The organism is Chryseobacterium sp. TB1-D10 (genome assembly GCF_059803555.1).
The window spans coordinates 47,362-67,181 of sequence record NZ_JAPFHB010000002.1 but is presented as its reverse complement, the minus strand read 5'-3'; the positions used below and the strand labels follow the sequence as shown (position 1 = coordinate 67,181).

Annotated in this window: 19 protein-coding genes and 1 tRNA gene; 6 read left to right on the top strand and 14 right to left on the bottom strand. The window is 35.5% G+C overall.

What is annotated here, in order from left to right:
• Position 1 precedes the first annotated feature (1 nt).
• Entirely contained in the window at positions 2 to 817 is an 816-nt protein-coding gene (locus OPU68_RS02610; protein ID WP_498472418.1) for an RNA polymerase sigma factor, read from the bottom strand.
• A 389-nt stretch (positions 818 to 1,206) separates the two neighbouring features.
• On the opposite strand from OPU68_RS02610, the gene OPU68_RS02605 reads away from it, so the two are divergent.
• The 3 genes from OPU68_RS02605 to OPU68_RS02595 all read left to right on the top strand — a co-directional run bounded on the left by OPU68_RS02605 (position 1,207) and on the right by OPU68_RS02595 (position 5,472).
• Positions 1,207 to 1,440, top strand: coding sequence for a helix-turn-helix domain-containing protein (locus tag OPU68_RS02605; RefSeq protein ID WP_498472416.1), 234 nt, complete (start codon positions 1,207 to 1,209; stop codon positions 1,438 to 1,440).
• Between the two features lie 337 nt (positions 1,441 to 1,777).
• Positions 1,778 to 4,498, top strand: a complete 2,721-nt coding sequence (locus tag OPU68_RS02600; RefSeq protein WP_498472414.1) for a TrlF family AAA-like ATPase — start codon at positions 1,778 to 1,780, stop codon at positions 4,496 to 4,498.
• 302 nt (positions 4,499 to 4,800) lie between these two features.
• Positions 4,801 to 5,472 (top strand): hypothetical protein, encoded by a 672-nt coding sequence (locus tag OPU68_RS02595; protein ID WP_498472413.1) that lies wholly within the window; start codon positions 4,801 to 4,803, stop codon positions 5,470 to 5,472.
• A gap of 231 nt (positions 5,473 to 5,703) precedes the next feature.
• On the opposite strand, the gene OPU68_RS02590 is transcribed toward OPU68_RS02595, so the two are convergent.
• From OPU68_RS02590 to OPU68_RS02560, 7 genes are all read right to left on the bottom strand, one after another.
• A tRNA-Ser gene (locus OPU68_RS02590) sits at positions 5,704 to 5,790 on the bottom strand.
• Between the two features lie 47 nt (positions 5,791 to 5,837).
• Positions 5,838 to 6,854, bottom strand: coding sequence for an asparaginase (locus tag OPU68_RS02585; RefSeq protein WP_498472411.1), 1,017 nt, complete (start codon positions 6,852 to 6,854; stop codon positions 5,838 to 5,840).
• 86 nt (positions 6,855 to 6,940) lie between these two features.
• The gene (locus tag OPU68_RS02580) at positions 6,941 to 7,897 is read right to left on the bottom strand and encodes a D-2-hydroxyacid dehydrogenase (RefSeq protein ID WP_498472410.1); all 957 of its coding nucleotides are present in this window, start codon (positions 7,895 to 7,897) and stop codon (positions 6,941 to 6,943) included.
• Positions 7,898 to 7,999: 102 nt separating this feature from the next.
• Positions 8,000 to 8,401, bottom strand: coding sequence for an LNS2 domain-containing protein (locus OPU68_RS02575; protein WP_498472409.1), 402 nt, complete (start codon positions 8,399 to 8,401; stop codon positions 8,000 to 8,002).
• 226 nt (positions 8,402 to 8,627) lie between these two features.
• Positions 8,628 to 9,986 (bottom strand): DUF8740 domain-containing protein, encoded by a 1,359-nt coding sequence (locus OPU68_RS02570; protein ID WP_498472408.1) that lies wholly within the window; start codon positions 9,984 to 9,986, stop codon positions 8,628 to 8,630.
• 30 nt (positions 9,987 to 10,016) lie between these two features.
• On the bottom strand, positions 10,017 to 10,499 hold the full coding sequence (locus OPU68_RS02565; protein ID WP_498472406.1) for a T9SS type A sorting domain-containing protein: 483 nt from the start codon (positions 10,497 to 10,499) through the stop codon (positions 10,017 to 10,019).
• 270 nt (positions 10,500 to 10,769) lie between these two features.
• A complete protein-coding gene (locus tag OPU68_RS02560) occupies positions 10,770 to 11,843 on the bottom strand; it encodes a glycosyltransferase (protein ID WP_498472405.1) in 1,074 nt (357 codons plus the stop codon).
• An 80-nt stretch (positions 11,844 to 11,923) separates the two neighbouring features.
• Between OPU68_RS02560 and OPU68_RS02555 the strand changes: the two genes are divergently transcribed.
• The 3 genes from OPU68_RS02555 to OPU68_RS02545 all read left to right on the top strand — a co-directional run bounded on the left by OPU68_RS02555 (position 11,924) and on the right by OPU68_RS02545 (position 14,797).
• Positions 11,924 to 13,312: an APC family permease gene (locus OPU68_RS02555; RefSeq protein ID WP_498472404.1), complete on the top strand. Its 1,389-nt coding sequence runs from the start codon at positions 11,924 to 11,926 to the stop codon at positions 13,310 to 13,312.
• A 22-nt stretch (positions 13,313 to 13,334) separates the two neighbouring features.
• Complete coding sequence (locus OPU68_RS02550) at positions 13,335 to 14,126, top strand: hypothetical protein (protein WP_498472403.1); 792 nt, start codon at positions 13,335 to 13,337, stop codon at positions 14,124 to 14,126.
• 194 nt (positions 14,127 to 14,320) lie between these two features.
• Positions 14,321 to 14,797: an HD domain-containing protein gene (locus OPU68_RS02545; protein ID WP_498472402.1), complete on the top strand. Its 477-nt coding sequence runs from the start codon at positions 14,321 to 14,323 to the stop codon at positions 14,795 to 14,797.
• Positions 14,798 to 14,801: 4 nt separating this feature from the next.
• Here OPU68_RS02545 and pheA read toward each other — a convergent pair whose 3' ends face one another.
• From pheA to OPU68_RS02515, 6 genes are read right to left on the bottom strand one after another with little or no spacing between them, the layout of a single operon-like run.
• A complete protein-coding gene (gene pheA / locus OPU68_RS02540) occupies positions 14,802 to 15,650 on the bottom strand; it encodes a prephenate dehydratase (protein ID WP_498472401.1) in 849 nt (282 codons plus the stop codon).
• Between the two features lie 14 nt (positions 15,651 to 15,664).
• Positions 15,665 to 16,456 carry a DUF2490 domain-containing protein gene (locus OPU68_RS02535; protein ID WP_498472400.1) on the bottom strand — a complete coding sequence of 264 codons (792 nt, stop codon included), beginning with the start codon at positions 16,454 to 16,456 and terminating at the stop codon, positions 15,665 to 15,667.
• Between the two features lie 56 nt (positions 16,457 to 16,512).
• A complete protein-coding gene (locus OPU68_RS02530) occupies positions 16,513 to 16,956 on the bottom strand; it encodes a hypothetical protein (RefSeq protein WP_498472399.1) in 444 nt (147 codons plus the stop codon).
• 32 nt (positions 16,957 to 16,988) lie between these two features.
• The gene (locus OPU68_RS02525; RefSeq protein WP_498472398.1) at positions 16,989 to 18,059 is read right to left on the bottom strand and encodes an endonuclease/exonuclease/phosphatase family protein; all 1,071 of its coding nucleotides are present in this window, start codon (positions 18,057 to 18,059) and stop codon (positions 16,989 to 16,991) included.
• A gap of 8 nt (positions 18,060 to 18,067) precedes the next feature.
• On the bottom strand, positions 18,068 to 18,565 hold the full coding sequence (locus OPU68_RS02520) for a GNAT family N-acetyltransferase (protein WP_498472397.1): 498 nt from the start codon (positions 18,563 to 18,565) through the stop codon (positions 18,068 to 18,070).
• A 56-nt stretch (positions 18,566 to 18,621) separates the two neighbouring features.
• A complete protein-coding gene (locus OPU68_RS02515) occupies positions 18,622 to 19,776 on the bottom strand; it encodes a cystathionine gamma-synthase (RefSeq protein ID WP_498472395.1) in 1,155 nt (384 codons plus the stop codon).
• Positions 19,777 to 19,820 lie beyond the last annotated feature (44 nt).

The following is a 19,820-nucleotide window of genomic DNA, read 5'->3' as shown; positions in this document are numbered from 1 at the left end:
ATTAAGTTGTTATTTCAGAATTGTTTCGGTTCTGTAAATATTGATAGGCATAAAGAAACTCCTTATGGACTTCTTTTTCAGAAAGTTTGAGTTCTCGTGCAATGACTGCAAATGAGGATTTCTTCTCACATCTTCTGCTCATAATTTCAATTTGTTGACTGCTGAGTTCATCTTGCTGAACATCGTTTTTCTGAGATTTTACAGATAGCTCTTCCTTAGGGTCTCTCTTCAAGATTTTCCTTAGATCATCTATTGCTCTATTTACCTCATTGCTTATATCTTTGATACTGCTCCCCATTGCTTCTGCAATAGGTTTGTATGTAAAGCCATATTGAAGGCATAGCTCAATCAGATGCTTTCTTTTTGGGTTTATTACGTTTAAGACCTTATTGACTTCATCAAAATCTTTTTGATCGGACTCCTGCTGAACAAGATTTTCTTTGTCTTGCAGAGGATCGTATCCGACAAGATAATCCTGATAATTCTCAAAACTTTCAAGGGAAGCTGTTAGGCGAGCGAGTTTATTTTTCGGAGCAGTATAATAAGATATACAGTCTCTTTTTAAAACAAATCGCAGAAATCCTAGAATATGATTTGGAGTTTCGATGGAATCACGATGTAGCCATAATTTTAGAAATGTATCCTGCACAAGTGTTTCCACGACAAAATCATCATCAAGCATTTGTTTTCCGATCCAGAAAAGAAGTCTTTTGTACCTTAAATGAATATGTTCTAATGAGGCTGGATTACCTTTTTTCAACAGTTCGTATAGCTGAAAATCAGTCAGCTTTCGGAGTTGTGAGTTTTTTATCTTCATAAGCAGTGTATTTGAGCTGATTATTGCTTGAAGAACTGCTTCGATTAATAAGATGAATTCTCTACATCATTTGGAAATACTTACTCACTACATTTAACCCAAAAGAAAGGCGTGGAACTCAACTTACAGCATTAGAGGCACTGGTATACCCGTGTACGATAAGTGAGCCCACGCCGAAGTCGTGGGCACATTTACTTATCTTCTCGTACACATAAAATTACCAGTTTTCTAATGCGAGAATCTAAGCAATAGCTTCTTTATTTCTTTGAACTATCGCAAAATTACTTTAATAAGTAATTCTATCCAAATATAAGAATTTTTTAGATTGTTACAAGTTCTTGTAACAAAATATGTGAGAAAAATTCCGCACTTTGTATAAAGTGCTAAAAATGGACATTTTAAAAGATGAAATTTTAAAGAAATTTGGAGAACACGTTAAAGATTTAAGAATGAAATCTGGACTAACGCAAGATGATGTTGTATTGAATAGCAACAAAATTACTAAAGGTACTGTAAGCGACATAGAAAATGGGAAAAGAAATTTCGCATTTACAACATTAATAGACTTAGCGAAAGGCTTAAACATAACTCCTAAAGATTTATTAAACTTTAGAACTGATTAAACCTAAAGTAAATTAGATTTTATAGTTATTTATTGTGTGATTATTTGACAAAAATATTATATCGATATAAAATGAACTTAGAATCTATATCTCACTTTATGACATTTGTTTAGAAATAAGATAATTTAGACTTCTATTTTAGCAAGAAAAGTTTATTCATTGTCTCTAATAAACAAACAAAATACTATGCACGGAATATGCCAATCGAAACAAACGTTTTCTTCCTTTATTATACTTATAATTAGTTCATATGGTAAAAGAAAAAACAATCCTTAGTGATTTTGATTTATTATCTTAGCATTTGAATAACCTTCTCATTGTCACTTTTTGATATTGTTTGCAAACCAAACAATTTAATTTTCATAAAAGTGCAAAAGTTAGAGGACTAATTTTAGAAATAAAGATGAGTAATAATATAGGTTCTTTTTGGAATAAGTGGGATTTGCATATTCATAGTCCTTATACAAATATGAACAATAGATACAATTGTGGTATTGACTTGTTCTGTCAAACAATTAAGGATAAAGACATAAAAGTAATAGGTCTTACAAATTACTTCATTATTCAGGAAAACGAGTACAATGAAGTTGTAGCAGAATTAGGTAACGATGTTTACGTTATTCCTAATATTGAGTTTAGAACCAATGATATTAATGGTGGTGGCGAATATATAAATATCCACGTCTTATTCAATCCGGACAATATCTCAATTAAAGCTATTAACGACACACTAGCAAGAATAAGATTAAACAATATTGCTTCTGCCACAGCGGTATATTGTAGTTATGAAAGTATAAATTCTATTGGTTTTGACAAGGTTACCATTTCTGTTGATAGTTTGATAGCTCAATTAAAAAGCGATTTTAATCCTTCGGATTATTTGATTATTGGCGTTCCTAATGGCTATGGAGGTTTTCATCCAAATAGCAAACCCCGAAGTCTTGAATTAGCAAAAAAATTAGATGAATTATCTCACGTTATGTTTGGGCGAAAAGAAGATACAGAATTCTTTTTGAGTACGGATAATGGTAGAGCTCAACTCGGACTTCCACCTAAACCTAATTTAGTATGTAGCGATGCTCATTCAATTGGCGATATTGGAAGTAAAACAACTTGGATAAAAAGCCAACCTCAATTTGAGGGCTTAAAGCAGATTTTGTTTGAACCAAAACACAGAATAGATTGTGGCGATGTAATAAGAAAACCTCATAGAACAATCGATAGCATAAAATTCAGTTTCCCGGAAAACACTATGCTAAAGAATTTACAGACAAACTCAGAACAGCTATTTTGTTTATCAGAACTAAAAGGAGAAATTTTCTTCAGTCCTTATTTTACTTGCATAATTGGCGGAAGAGGTTCGGGTAAAAGTACAATCATAAATCTAATCGCTCAGCAGTTAGGCGAACAGTCTGATTTTTTTCAGGAAAACAAAATAATGGTTGATAATAAAGATGCATTTAAAGCCAACGACCAAAATTATGTAACCATTACAGGAACTAATGAAATAGAATTTATCAGCCAAGGAAAAGTTGAAGAACTATCTTCTGGAAACAGACTAACGGATTTAATCTTTAACGAGAGGATAAAAGCTGTGGGCAATGATTACATTGAAAAGGAAAGGTTACTCAATACCAAATTATTGCTGATAGATGAGATGATTAAGGCTATTGCAGAACTTGAAACCTTGAAAGCAAACCTATCTGGTAAAAAGACATCATTAGAAAATGATAAAAAAATAGTTGCATCAATTGAAAATGATAACTATAAAGATTTATCTAAAAAAGTAAATGAAATTACAGCAGAAATTGAGGCGATAGTTCATAATAAAAATCGGTACAACGAATTTTTTGAAGGCTTAGTCGAATTAACCTTAGCTGTCGATATGGAAAACACTTCAGATGAATATGGTCGTAGGTTGATTGAGGTTGTAAATCATATTGATAACATTGAAGAAATCACAAGATTTAAAGAAGAAGATAAAAAAGGTTATATAACTTCATTGAAAGTATTTCCTGATACCGATAAGCTTCTGGAAGACAAGCAAGCTGAATTAGTAGCTATTAAACAACAGATAGTAGATTATTTTACTTCTATAGGTAGTACTCCCGATAGTATAGCTGATGTCGATAGAGCAACTTCAAATATTGCAACAATTACTAAAGAAATTGAAGAGATTGACAAAAAAACACAACAGAAAGGGGAACAGATTAAAAAACTAAGCGACCAAACTTCGGACTTAAAACAGATTGCTGAAGAATGCGAGCAAATTATTACTACACGTTTAGAAGCAATAAATAAAGATTTAGATATTACAAATGATAACGTAGAGAAAATTAGCTTTAAGTATGATTTCTTTTGGGATAAATACAAAAGCAGATTACACCAAAGCTTTAGAGAGTATTTCCAACGTTATCATAAATCTGGAATGTCTTGGGATAATATTTTTTGGTGTTTGGACCAAATAAAACCTGATGGTACTTTTTTAGATTTAAACTATGAACAGTTTCTTGAGCAAGTCGAGAAAAAATCATTTGATAGAAACCTACTTTATGTAAAAGTGTTTTATGAAATCTTCGATAGTTCTTATAATTTCTATATCTACAAATCATTAGTCAGAAAGAATATTTATAATGTATCGGAGAATGTTCAAATTATAGGTTTCTATGGCAAATCTCCGCTTACATCTTGCTCATTTGGTCAAAGATGTACAGCTGTAGTAGTTACGCTACTTATGACAGGTGTAAAACCTTTACTGATTGATGAGCCGGAAGCACATTTAGATAATCGGTTAATTGCAGAATATCTTGTTGACTTGATTAAGGAGAAGAAAAATGAAAGACAAATTGTTTTTGCAACCCACAATGCCAACTTCGTTGTCAATGGGGATGCCGAACTTATTCATATTTTAGAAATCCCTAAAGAAAAAGTATATACCGAAATTATTTCTACGACAATTGAGAATTTAGCAAACAGAAAAAGTTTATTAAAACTAGAAGGGGGCGAAGAAGCATTTAAGAAACGTGATAAAAAATTACTTTCAGGATTTGTTTCTTAAACGGAGAAGCATTCCCAGATCTTATAAGAGAAAGAATTATACGCATTAAGAAAAGTAACAAATAAACAATTAAAATACTGAGTACATCTATAAAACTTTTATTAAAACTGTTTGATAGCTTCTATATAAAGTACTTTAGATAAAAGTAAATAAAACAAACAATAGAGTAAAAACACTTATCTAATGATTTACATATAGAATAATGTTTACACTGGGCATCTCTCAAAATTTTGGATAGCCGCGCTTTATTTTTGAATGATGATATAAAAATAAGTTGGATAATTAAAAAACTTCGATACAATATGATTTACCATTTTACTGAAATTATTCTTAAATTTTTAAGTTCGATAGCTTGGCCTATAATTGTTTTAATTATTTTTTTAATTTTAAAATCCCCATTATCAGCTCTGATATCAAATTTAAAAAAAATAAGTTATGGAGGAACTTCTTTAGAAACTAACCCAGAATCTTCGCAAAAAGAGCAAATCAATGAATTAGAGAAGAGTGATAATAGTGTTAATAGTAGCAACTTCGTTACTTTCCTCGACAAATTTTCTGCTGAAACTAATGCTGAATTAATCCAAATCGTTAATAATGAAACTAAAATAGAAGAAATTACAGATTTGCAAAATAAAGTAAATCAACTATATGATTACGCAAAACTGTTAGTTTTACTCAAAAATTTTGAAAGGATTTATTCTATAATTTTTGGAAGTCAAATAAGAATTTTACAACGATTAAATTATACAATCACAGAAAATATTGAGGATTTAAAGCTCTACTATGAAAACGCAGTGAAATATTATCCTGAAACATATAAAAACTATAATTTTATTGATTATTTAAAGTTTCTAACAACAAATAAATTAGTTAATTATACAGAAGGAGATAACTCTTTAACTATAACAAATTTTGGACAAGATTTTTTGCGATATATAACAGAATCAAATTTGAGTCTTGAGAAAAGAAATTAATATTGTACAGAGAGGAATTGCTGAGTATATAAATTTTTTACTTATTAAAGATGCTAAAAACACTCTGATTTTATTTAATAAAATTCATTGTATTACTGTTTAGGATATTATTTCTGAAAGAAGCGCTATTAAATTCCAGCAAAATATCATTAACACGTTAGAAAAATTAGCACCTAATCTAGCACCTTAAAAATAAAACCCCTATAAACAGACAGTTTATAGGGGTTTTTGCAGAGAGGAAGGGATTCGAACCCTCGGTACAGTTACCCGCACACTAGCTTTCCAGGCTAGCTCCTTCAACCACTCGGACACCTCTCTATTTGAGGTTGCAAATATAATGAAATATCTGAAACTTCAAAAGAATATTAAAAGTCTTCTGTGATTTCTCCACAAATATTTTCAATGAATAGTTCTGAGAAGCTTCTGTTATACTTTGGGTTTTTTAAAATATGCATCGCTTTTGTGATGGCGGATTCTGCCGTCATATCTTTTCCGCTGATAGCGCCAATTTTGGTGAAGATATTACTATTGTTGTACTTCCCGAAACTGATTCCGCCTGAAATACATTGGCTGATGACAACAATCTCAATTCCCCGGTTTCTCAGTTCCTGCAAAACTTTCTGCGTTTTCTCATTATTAAAGATCGTTCCGGATCCGAAAACCTGTAAAATGATGGCTTCAGAAGTTTTGAGTTCCAGAAGAGACTCGAATTTCATACCTGGAAAGATCCTGCAGAACAATACATTTTCATTCAGGTAATCATCCAGTCGGAATTCGCCCTTTGGTTTCCAAAGTACATTTTTATCGACATTGAGATGAACGCCGGATTGTCCTAGAATCGGATAATTCGGGCTTTGGTAAGCATCGAAGAATTCCGCAGAATATTTTAGACTTCGGTTTCCTCTTAATAATTTATATTCGAAATAGACAGCCACTTCTTTTATGACCGCTTCTTCATTTTCATAAAGACTGGCGTAATAGAGACTTGTCAGCAGATTTTCCTTTGCATCGGTACGCAAATCTCCGATTGGTAACTGAGAGCCTGTGAGAATGACCGGCTTGCCAAGATTCTTCAGCATAAAACTAAGTGCTGAGGCTGTATAAGACATTGTATCCGTTCCATGGAGAATCAGAAAACCATCAAAATTTTCGTAGTTTTTGTAGATCCAGTCTGCAATCATTCGCCATTCCTGTGGACCCATATCGGAAGAGTCTACAGGTTTTGCAAATGGATGGACGGAAACCTCACATTCCAAAAGATTCATTTCCGGAATTCTTTTGAATATCGTTGAGAAATCAAACGGAACAAGACTCCCTGTTTCATAATCTTTTTCCATCCCGATTGTCCCGCCGGTGTAGATAAGAAGTACTTTTCTTTTCATAGCCACAAAAGTAAAATTTTAATATGAATGGTGAAAATAAAAAATGCCCGTCAAAAAGACAGGCATTTTTTTATGTTTAAGTTAATTTATTTAACCAAAAGGATACTGGCAATCTGATTTGCAAGCTCAGTTCCTATTCTGTCCTGAGCTTCCTCTGTTGCTGCACCTGTGTGAGGTGTCAAAGAGATTTTCGGATGAGTTAAAATCTTGTCAGAAGGTGTTGGTTCATTTTCGAAAACATCAAGACCTGCAAACGCTAATTTTCCTGAATCCAAAGCTTCGATCAAAGCATTTTCATCGATCACACCACCTCTTGCACAGTTTACAATGGCTGCACCTGATTTCATTTTATCCAACTCCGCTTTTCCGATAATTGGTCCATTCTGCGCTGGAACGTGAAGCGTGATGAAATCTGAATGCTGGATCAATTGCTCCAATGGTTCAGTTTCGATCTCCACATTGATATATTGGCTGTTGTAGAAATCTACCCTTACGCTTGCTTTTCCAATTCTTGTATCAGAAGCAATCACTTTCATTCCCAAACCGAGCGCGATTCTTGCTACTTCTTGTCCAATCCTTCCGATCCCAACGATTCCGATGGTTTTACCTCTCAGCTCGATTCCGGCTTCGTATTTTTTCTTAAGTTTTGCAAACTCTGTGTTTCCTTTTACAGGCATTTCTCTGTTAGAATCCTGAAGAAATCTACAACCGGAGAACAAATGAGCAAAAACCAATTCCGCTACAGATTCCGATGAAGCTGCCGGCGTATTGATCACGTGTTTTCCTTTTTCTCTTGCGTAAGCCACTTCTATATTATCCATCCCGACTCCGCCTCTGCCGATGATTTCCAGGCTCGGACAATTGTCCACCATTTCCTTCGTCACCTTGGTTGCACTTCTTACAAGAAGAACCGTTACATTATTTTCATTAATATAAGTAATCAGATTTTCCTGAGCCACTTTATCCGTGATTACCTCAAATCCGTTTTCTTTCAGAGCATCTATTCCAGACTGTGTGAGTCCGTCATTTGCAAGTACTTTCATTCTGTATAATTGATAGTTGATAAATGATGAATGATAAAAAGAAGAGTGATAAATAATCTGAATTTAAAATCATTTATCACTCATCAATTATCATTTATGTGATTAGTCACGGAAAACTTGTATGGTTACCTGTTTTTCAACCATATCTGTAAATTTCCCTTTGTATCTTGTTGCTTTTACAAGGTGGTTGTCTATCCAGTGGTAGTTTCCGCCTCTTGGTTTTCCAAGTAAAACACTGTGGTATTTGAATCCGTGTTTGTTCAGCCACGTTTCTGTAATTTCTCTCAGATCCTCTGTTCTGGATGTGAAAAAACAAATCTGGTGACCCTCGTCATACCATTTGTTGATCGTTACCAAAGCATCTGGAAAAGGTTCACAAGTTACCATTCTTTCTGGCTCTTCATTAGGCACATCTTCTGTAATCGTGCCGTCGATATCGATCAGATAATTCTTGATATCGCCTTTCAGCATTGGGCTCAGATGTTCTACGTATTCTAGTTCCATAATGTGTGTAAAATTGAAGTTGCAAAATTAGGCTTTTCTCTGTAAACTCACAAACTATTATCAAATGCTTAATAAAATCTTAATTTTATAGAATAATATTCTGAATATTATTCACTTATATTGATCAAAATAATATTTGCAACGGATATTTTTAATCCATACTGTAAAAACGGAGACTTCTTTACAAAAGTCTCCGTTAATATTAATTAGTTGCTTAGTAAGTTAATTAGTTCAGTTTAGTTGTAACCATTCTTGTGGAACCATCTACTGTTAGAGTATTAGTTGTTGTATTACTTACCGACTCAACTGTAATAACATCTCCGACAGCACCTTGCACTACCATAGACATAGAGCACCTGGTGGTTGGTGATGGAATAAGGTTATTGACTGGGCCACTTCCATATGCAACAACATTTCCATTCTGTTTTATTGCACTAAAAAGAAGTGCACTACTTGTTGTACCAGCCAAACTAACATTTATCAGAAATATCCCTGATGAAGGCAAAACATAGGTAAATACAGTAGATGGCGTACTATTAATTGTAACTGATGAAGTAATGAGTTGCGTAGAAACAATTGCAGCGCTGCTTCCTCCACTGGCTGGTGTAACCCAAGTTGTATTAAAATCAGTGGCATTGACTTTCTGCAACACCTGTCCGGCACTACCACCAGCCGGCACACCAAATCCCATAGGACCTGTGGCACCTGTTGCACCGACAGACCCCATTACGCCTTGAGGCCCTACTGGGCCAGTTGCACCGGTTACACCATTCGCTCCGGCTGATCCAGTCGGACCGGTAACGCCCTGAATACCCTGTGGACCAGTTGCGCCGGTTACACCATTCGCTCCTGCTGATCCAGTCGGACCAGTTACACCTTGAACACCCTGAATCCCTTGTGGGCCAGTTGAGCCGGTTACACCTTGTATTCCTGCAATCCCTTGCGGACCAGTTGCTCCGGTTACACCATTGGCTCCACTAGAACCTGTCGGACCTGTTACACCTTGAACACCTTGTGGACCAGTTGCTCCGGTAACGCCATTCATCCCAGCAGAACCAGTTGGACCGGTTGCACCGGTTGCACCTTGTATTCCTGCAATTCCTTGTGCGCCGGTGGCTCCTGTAGCACCCTGCAGACCGGCTGGACCTGTGGCTCCTATAGCACCTGCAGGACCGGGAAGAGAACTTCCAGAAGTTTTTGCATAAAGTGCATAAGGAACACTCAACAGTTGTGACGTTCCTGTTATAGTATAATTTGCAGAGCCATTAGGATCTGTCTCCACTTTAATAAAATAAGTATCCGCTCCCCAATTGATGGTTGAATAAGAACCGCTTACCAAAGTGCCCGCTCCTATTTTTACTGTTACGAGTCCGTTGGAATTGGTAGATTGCGTCTGTGTTTCTGAATAGACAACTGTTCCTGTTGCAGAACCTTTCAATATAGAAAATCTCATTCCTACATTTTGATTCTTAACCAGTTCATTGCTTGAGTTTCTGATGATGGCCTGATAACTCATTGCATCCTGTGATTGAGAAAATGCAAAAGTCGAAACCAGAGAAGCTGCTAAAAAAGAGAGCTTTTTCATAGTGTATTAATTTTTAATTTTATTAGTATTTTAATTATCCTTCTTTAAAACTTTGAAGACCTTCAGGACTTTGCCATTTTTCATGACTTTGAGCAGATACACAGCGGCAGGGTAAGAGGAAATTACGATGGAAGTCTGCGCTTCATTAATAGATTTGCCCATTAACAATTTGCCCGTATTGTCATAAAGTTCAAAATGGTATCTTTTATAATCCTTAAAACCAACTTTCAGATAAAGAACATCAGATGTCGGGTTTGGATAAATGTTGAGACTTAGGTTGATCTCCGCAATTTCCGAACCTAGTGTTTCCGTTATTTCATAGGACTGCTGTACACCGGGAAGTACACTTCCAGCGGATGAAGAAACAGACTCATAAAAGTTCTGCCCAATAGAATAACTTGCACTCCCGGAAGAATTAGAAATATTGTTTCCTCCGCTATTTTGGGATGATTGTGCAAAGATCAGAGATCCTCCTGAAAACACACAACAGGACAACATAATTATCGATTTCATTGTATTAATTTTTTTATTTTAATTGATTCACAGCTATTTTGCTAATTTAAAAAAATATTCCAAACCATATTATATTATTACTAAAATATTATTAATATCAATACACAGAGCTATTTCTCAATAAAAAATTCAGGCGAATAATTAATAATTAAACGATTAAGTAAGTGAGAAAATAAACGATAAAAACAGAGATAAACCAAAAAAACTAAACTGAAAAGAAGGTCATACGAAATTGATTCAGCAATCAAAAAAATTCTCAAAAAATCAATTTCAAATGCCAGACATCGACTTTAAGTATTCTCTATTTTGTTTTACAGAAGGGCAATTCGGTCTGTACGCAGCCGCTTTCTCATTGTATTTTATTGCCTTGGTAAAATCTCCCAAAAATGACAGACATACACAAGCTTCAATATTTGGTATATACCCGGAGTAGTCGGTGGAAACAAATCCTATAGAAGTGGATTCCGGAAGTCTTGTCGCAAGGTCAAACCATTTGAATGCCTGGTCGTACTTTCCTTCTTCTTTGTAATAATACCCCAATTCACAACAAATTTCTGCTCGTGGCGTATCATATTCAAAACTTTTAAGCAATGTGGGTCTTATTTTCTCTGTTTTACCAATACTTTTATAACAAACAGCTAAAGTATGACAGCACGCTATCACGTCTTCTAGCCAGCCCGCTTCTGAGTCTAAAAATTTTTCGTAATAAATTATCGCCTTCTCTATTTCGCCATGATCTTTCAATTCTCTGGCATAATAGTACAATTGTCTTGGTGTAAAATGCTTTCCTGAGTTTTCTAAAGCTTTATAAATATCAATATTCCGTGTAGAAGTGGTTTCATAATCTGTTTTTTTATGCCAGATTTCAATATCGGTATAATGCAGATTGCCAATGAGCGGAATACATTCGTGAACAGGATCGATCCACTCGTACTTTTTACGCCGATTAAACAATCTTTCGCGGGTTGAATAATACAACGCATTCCCATCCTTATCAAAGGATAAAACATATCGCATCGTCACAATATCGATATCATCTTTCAGCGTTTTTTTCAGTTCATTGATTTTTTGAACCGATTGCTGCGGCACCACATCATCCGCATCCAGCCACATCTGAAAATCTTGAGTAGCTTTGGAAAATGCAAAATTACGAGCGGAAGAAAAATCATTCACCCATTCAAAATCAAATATCTTGTCCGTATACTTACGTGCAATCTCCTTGGTTTTGTCGTCTGAACCAGTATCTACGATGATAATTTCGTCCGCAAAATCCTTTGCGCTTTCCAGGCATCTTCCCAAAACTTTTTCTTCGTTTTTAACGATTAAGCACAGACTGATTTTCATTGCTCAAATAATTTTTATAACCTTAAATATAAAAATTTTAATGTCTTTAATATTATTATATTTGATTATTAATAAAAACTATGGAAAAGAAACTCAAACTTTGGGACGCCGTGATGATTGTGATGGGATCGATGATCGGGAGCGGTATTTTTATCGTGAGCGCCGATATTATGCGGAATCTGGGTTCCGGATATTGGCTGATCGTGGTCTGGCTGATAACAACCATGATGACCGTTGCAGCAGCGATAAGCTACGGCGAACTCTCAGCAATGTTCCCAAAAGCGGGCGGACAATACACATACATCACAGAAATTTTTGGAAAGCCGATGGGATTTCTCTACGGTTGGGGAATGTTTACCGTAATCCAAACCGGAACAATTGCAGCGGTTGCTGTGGCTTTCGGGAAGTTTACGGCATATCTCGTTCCTTCTCTGAATGATGCAGCTCCAATCTTTCAAAGTGGCGAATTTAAAATTACATGGATTCAAATTCTGGCGATTGTCGTGATTCTTTTCCTGACATTTGTGAATACGAAAGGGGTACAGTTTGGGAAAATCTTGCAGAATGTTTTTACTTCTTCAAAGATTATTGCACTTCTTGGATTGATTATTTTAGGTTTTATTTTGATCGATAAATCCAATTGGAGTTCCAATATGAGTTTAGGTTGGGATGCATTCCAAAACCTGAAACAAACGGAATGGACGGGAATTTCCGGCGCAACAATCCTTGGCGGAATTGCGGCGGCAATGGTTGGTTCGGTGTTTAGTTCTGTGGCCTGGGAAAATGTAACCTTCATTTCCGGCGAGATCGAGAATCCTAAAAAGAACGTTGTGAAAGCAATGATACTGGGAACTTCGGCGGTAATGTTGCTTTATCTTTTGGTCAATTTTGTTTATCTGAATGCGCTTGACAGAGATTCTATCGCTTTTGCGGCGAATGACAGAGTTGCTGTTGCTGCGGCGGAGAAAATGTTTGGAAATGCAGGAACAATCATCATTGCAGTTTTGGTAATGATCTCGACATTTGGCTGTGTGAACGGAATTGTTCTCGCCGGAGCAAGAGTTTTCCAGACGATGGCAAAAGACGGATTATTCCTGAAATCTGCTGTTGAAAATAATAAAAATGGCGTTCCAGAAAAATCTCTTTGGATGCAGGGAATCTGGGCAAGTTTGCTTTGTCTGAGCGGACAATACGGAAATCTACTGGATATGGTTTCCTTCGTAATCGTTCTGTTTTATATGCTGACTGTTTTTGGTGTGATTTACCTACGAATCAAAAAACCTGAAATGGAAAGAGGTTACAAAACTTTTCTTTATCCATTCACACCAGTGCTTTACCTTTTGATTGGAACCGCGTTTTGTATTCTGCTTTTGATCTATAAACCAGATTATACTTTGCCAGGATTGGGATTGATCTTGCTTGGGTTGCCGGTTTACTTTTTTATTAATAAAAAGAAAATTAATTACTAAATATAATTTAATCTTATAAATTATGTCTGAATATTTGTATCACTATACATCAATAGAAACGCTTGCCTTAATTTTAGCAAATAAAAATATTCGTTTTAATAGTTTAAAAAATGTTGATGATATAAATGAAACAGAATTTTTGGATAAAGAAATAAACAATTTGTCATCTCATACTTTAATATCTTGTTGGACGACAAATGATAATGAAAATCTCGCATTTTGGAATATGTATACACCAAAAATGCAGGGTGTAAGAATTAAACTTCCAAAGAAACTATTTAAAATCTATGACTTTAAAACTTCAAATGATGTTTATGTTAAAAGAAATCAAACTATTACCAACTCATTAGTTCCCGAGAAGGAATGTTTTAATGATAATTATTGGATACTACCATCAGGTGATAATTTTTTCCCTGTAGAATATACTGAAAACGAGGATTTATTAAAGCCTAGATTATTTAACTTAGATAATAATAAATATACATTTAGTTCTGGAATTATTGGAAAATACAAATCTACAATCTGGGAATTTCAGAATGAAGTTCGCTTTAAAATATTAATTCTACCTACTATTGACGCAAAGAAGAACAAAATAAATCCATTAGATGATTTTCTGAAAATTTTACACGAAAATATCCAATGCCCAATTGAGTCATATTACTTACCAATATTAAAGGAATCATTTGAAAAAATGGAAATAACTTTAGGTCCAAAATGCACTGTGGCTCAAGAATTAATAGTTGAGTCACTGATTGAAAAATATAATCCGGAAGCTAAAGTTTTTAAAAATAGATTTTCAGGCTTAATCAGATAGTATTTCGATAAATACTTTAATAAAATTTCCTTATAAAAAGATGTTATTACTGGAAAATTTAAAATCAACTTTCTCAAAATTAATCTCAAAGTTCTCCGACAACGAAAAATTGAAACTTAATTACTGGCAAGAAATCGAAAAAAACTATTCTCAAAAAAAACAGAAAATACCACAATCTGACCCATCTTGAAAATATGATTTTGGAATTGGAAAGTGTGAAAGAAGAAATCTCAGATTTTGATGCGTTGCTGTTTTCAGTTTTCTACCACGACATTATTTATAAAGTAACATCGAAAGACAACGAGGAAAAAAGTGCAGAAATTGCAAAGAAACGCTTAGAAAAAATCAATACTCCAAGCGAGAAAATAACCAAAATTTACAATCAGATTCTCGCGACTAAATCTCACAAAAGAATTGAGGATTCTGACACCAATTTTCTACTCGATGCCGACTTAGCAATTCTTGGGAACGATTGGCAAGTGTATGAAAATTACATTCATCAAATTAGAAAGGAATATTCAATCTATCCGGATTTCCTTTACAATCCTGGTCGAAAAAAAGTTCTAACTCATTTCCTCGAGTTCGATGAGATTTTCAAAACGGATCACTTCGAAGGGAAATATGAGAAAATTGCAAGAGAAAATATTCAGCGGGAAATTTCAATGTTGTGATTGATTATCCTTCCAGCAAAAACTCTTTGTAATTCCCCAAAAACTTAACATCAGCACCAATCGCTTTCAGCTCGTCCACAGAATTAATGTAAAGCACATCATCCCAACCACCAACAACGGTGACGAAGAAGAAATAATTTCCCAATTTGGTTTTCAGAGTTCGGGATTCTATCTTGCTAAGGTTCATATTTCGCCATGCAAAAACCGACAAAACCTGATGCAATCCTCCGGCGTGATCTTGTGGCAAAGTGATGAGCATCGCGGTTTTCTTTCCGATATTTTCCAAATGATTCTCGTAAGAATTCTCGGTTTTGGAAATGATGATAAATCTGGTGTGATTCTCCTCCACGTCGTGAATGTTTTCATTAAGGATTTTCAAACCATACAACTCAGCAGCAAATTTATTCGCAACGGCAGCAATTTTTCTGTCCGGATTTTCGGAAACTCGTTTTGCAGCCGCAGCGGTGGAAGCGAATTCCTGTTTCGGAACGTCGGGATAATTTTTATTAAGAGAATGAAAACTCTGGGCTAAAGCCTGCGGATGAGAATAGATTTTCTCAATGGCATCCGGATTATCCTGACTTGGATGGATCATCAAATGATGTGCAATAGGCATTACCGCTTCTGCTTCAATCTTGATTTCCGGCGTTTGATAAAGATAATCCAAGGTCATAGAAACCGTTCCTTCTATCGAGTTTTCCAAAGGAACGACGGCTTTATCCACTTCATTATTCTGAACAGCTAAAAAACAATCCAAAATATTGGCTTTCGGAATCAGTTCGTCATTGGGGAATAACTGCGTTGCGGTCAACTGCGTAAAGGAAGCCTCGGGTCCGAGAAATGCTATTTTCATTTTGCGAAATTAAATTATTCTTTTGATTTTTTGGAAAGATCGAAATTGAAATTTGCACTTACAATAAATCCATTGTTGTATTGGAACACATTTTTACCTTCCACTTCCCTTCCCAACTGCACGATCTGATTCAGATAACCGCCTTCTATTCTAATTAGATTATTGAATTTATAACCCAACAAAACGCCTATTCGGTTTTGGTCAAAGATATTTTCGCCAACATTCTTTCCAAATCCAATCATAAATTCGTCATATACCGCAACGTAAGGTGTTTTGTCACCAATCGAATTTCCTTTCAAAGGCATTTGCAAACGGATCATATATCGCGCCCGGTTCATAAACGGATATTGATCTTCGGAAGTCAGACTGGCATTAGAATATCGACCGACCCAACGCTGTTCCAGCATAAAACGATGCGATAAGTCAATCTTACCAATCTTATCTGTGACAGTTGCCATTTCGTAAATCCTGTGTTCCGTGAAATCTTTTCCCATTCCGTTGATCGGAATTTCACCATAAGGAAAAGTCTCTGCCCAGGCATAACCAACTCGTAATTGAACATTTGGATTCGCCTGATAATTGATTCCCAATCGCAACAGACTTTGTTGCCAGGTCGTGATATAATCATTTCTTCGCCACTGATATTCTGTGTGAATGGAGAATTTAGAATCAAGTTTGAAAGTTCCGTTGTAAGCGTACCAGCCGATATTGTTGCGATCGCTGATTCGGTTTTGCGCGGAAAAAGATGCTGAAATTGAAATTAGAAAAAGGGCGCTGAAAAATAATTTTGCCTTCGTGAAAATCATATTTTTAAAAATAGGGATTCCAGCAAAAATAGGGATTCGGAAATGTAAAAACAAGTTTAGTCTGCTTTAATACTCAAAACCGGAGCAGTGAAGTTGTTTGACTTTTTATCAGGATTGATGATACTTGTTGTCCTCAAAAGATCTTCTGCAATCAGAATTTTGTCATTATGAACCGGGATATCATTGAGAAAAACCAAAGCATTCGCAGGCAGTTTGAATCTGCTTTTTGCTTCAGAAATCGTCAGACTTTCGATGGGCATTTTTTCTTTAAGCTTGACATTAATCAAACCATTTTTAATGAGATCATCAAAACTTGTTGTTTCTTTTGAAGGCGTTTTGTAAACCTGAACGCTTTCAATCTTATTGGGATCCAGGCTATTTAAAGTCAAAGTTCCCATCACCACATTTTCTACAATGACAATAGGTTTTGGCGTTGTTTTTTGCGCAGAAATGAAGATCAAACCAAGCGAAAATATGAGACTAAATATTATCTTTTTCATTATTTTAAATTTTAATCTTCAATATAAGAAATTTAATTGGCATCACCTTTTTCAATACCTTCTTCTATTTTTTCTGCCACTTCCTGCTTTTCTTCGTGCGAAATATCCAGTTGATCTTCAGTATCTTCACTGCGAATTACCAAGGAAATCCAAATTGGAAAATGGTCAGAATCCACGGTTTTCAGAACTTTCATGTCAACCAGACGAAAATGCGGGCTCACAAAAAAATGATCCAATGGCCAACGCAAAAACCAATATTTGGCGTGAAATGTATTGAACATTCCGCGTCCTCTTCGTGGATCGAGCATTCCGCTGGATTTTAGAAATAATTTGGTGGTCTGAGACCAGGCGACATCATTCAAATCGCCAAAAACAATTGCAGGTTTTCCGTATTCCTCTGCTTTTTCGCCAACCATCAGAATCTCCGCATCGCGTTCTGTGCTTTCCGGATTTTCCTGAGGAACTGGCGGCGTTGGATGGATTCCGAACAATCGGACAACGTGATTGTTATATTCCACATCCGCAACAATAGACGGAATATCATCATCAATCAAATAATTGACTTCGTAATTCTTGACCGGAAAATGACTGTAAAATAACAAACCGTAAGTGTTTGCCAACGGAACTTCTATCTTGTATTGATAATCTTTTGTGACCGTTTCCAAAGCGTTTTTCCACTCTTCATCAGTTTCCAGAAAAAACAAAACGGACGGATCTTTTTCTTTGATAAGATCAACTAATTTTTCATAATTCCGATTGTGCTGATAAACGTTGCAAACCAAAATATCCAGAACTTTTTCATCCGGATTTGGTTCGGTTTTATCAATCATTGTTTTCCCAAATTTGGTGTACGGAATGATGATGTAAAACAGATAAAGAGCAACAACGACCTCCGTAATCAAAAGGATTTTATCGTAAATGGACGGATTTTCGATGGCGAAATTCCATAAAAGTGCAAGAATTATCAGAATAATGAATTTTTGAAATCTTGGATAATCAAAAATCCTGAAAGTCCAAAAATTATTCTTGATTGAAGGAATAAACACCGACAGAATCGCCAAAATGGAAAGAATCCAATACAAACAATACGTGTAACTTTCCATAGATATTTCTAATGCTTAATGGTCTTACCTAAAATAATTAAACTCCTTTTTTCGCTGTCCAGTTCGGCGATATTCTTGAGATTTGCCCAAAGTTCAAATCCGAATTTTTCGAACAAAGTCAGACTTGGAAGATTATGAGCAAAGATGAATGCGAGAAGATTTTCGATTCCCAAACCTGGACATCTGTCGATTGACAATTCTAAAATCTGTTTACCGAAACCTTTGTCCCGAAATTTTTCATCAATATAAATACTGATTTCAGCGGTTTTCTGATAAGCCGGACGTCCGTAAAAATCCTGAAAACTAACCCAGCCAATCGTGTTTTCCTGAGAATCCTGAACCATCCAGAGCGGACGCGTTTCAGAATTGTGTTCATTAAACCAACTGACTTTACTTTCAACAGAAACCGTTTCCAGATCAGCAGTAACCAATCGTGACGCCACCGTAGAATTATAAATTTCTACAATTTTTGGGAGGTCTTCTAAAGTGGCATTTCGAAAAGTCATTTTATTTATATTAAAGAATTAAATGATTAAATGATTAAAAATTATAATCTTAATTATTAATTACTAATTGAATTAAAGGCATGTTCCAGATCAGCAATCAAGTCTTCCGCATCTTCGATTCCGACGCTTAATCTTACTAAATCGTCAGTGATTCCGAGAATAGCTCTTTTATCTTCCGGGATTGATGCGTGCGTCATCAAAGCCGGGAGATTTGCCAACGATTCTACGCCACCCAAAGATTCTGCTAAGGTGAAAACTTTGATATTTTCCAAGAATTTCACGGCATCTTCTTTCTTCCCGGATTTGAAAGTGAAAGAAACCATTCCACCAAACTCAGTCATTTGTTGAGTTGCCAAAGCATATTGCGGATGAGATGATAATCCCGGATAAAATATTTTATCAACCAAAGAATGATTCTCAAGATATTTTGCCACTTCGAAACCGTTGTCAGAATGTCTTTGCATTCTAAGCGCCAAAGTTTTGATTCCTCTCAAAACCAAATAAGAATCGTGAGGACCCAAGATTCCACCGCTTGCAAACTGGATGAAATGTAATTTCTCACCCAATTCTGCATCTTTTGCGATCAAAGCTCCGGCAATAACATCAGAATGTCCGCCAAGATATTTCGTTGCAGAATGCATCACAATGTCCGCGCCCAAATCCAAAGGTTTTTGAATGTAAGGTGTTGCAAATGTATTATCTACAGCTACCAAAATATCTTTACCTTTTACAGTATCAGCTACCATTTTGATGTCTACTAATTTCATCAATGGATTAGTAGGAGTTTCCAGCCAAATCAGTTTTGTTTTATGAGTAATAACATTTTCCAGTTGTTCAACATTATCAAAACCGATGAATGTAAATTTCAGTTGATACTTTTCGAATAATCTGGTAAACATTCTGTAAGATCCACCGTAAAGATCATCAACAGCAATGACTTCATCACCAGGATTCAGTAATTTCAAAACACAATCGATTGCGGCCAAACCTGAACCAAAGGCTAATCCTCTTGCGCCGTTTTCGATGCTTGCTAAACTGTCTTCCAGAGCTTGTCTAGTTGGGTTTGCGCCTCTGGAATATTCGTAGCCGGAGATCAATTGTCCCGGACTTTTCTGTGCAAATGTAGATGTTAAAAATACGGGAACGTTGACTGCGCCAGTTGCTGGCTCGTGCTGTTGTCCTCCGTGAATAACTTTTGTATTGAATTTCATATTTTTAATATTTTGTTAGATGTTAAAAGTTGGATGCTGGAAGT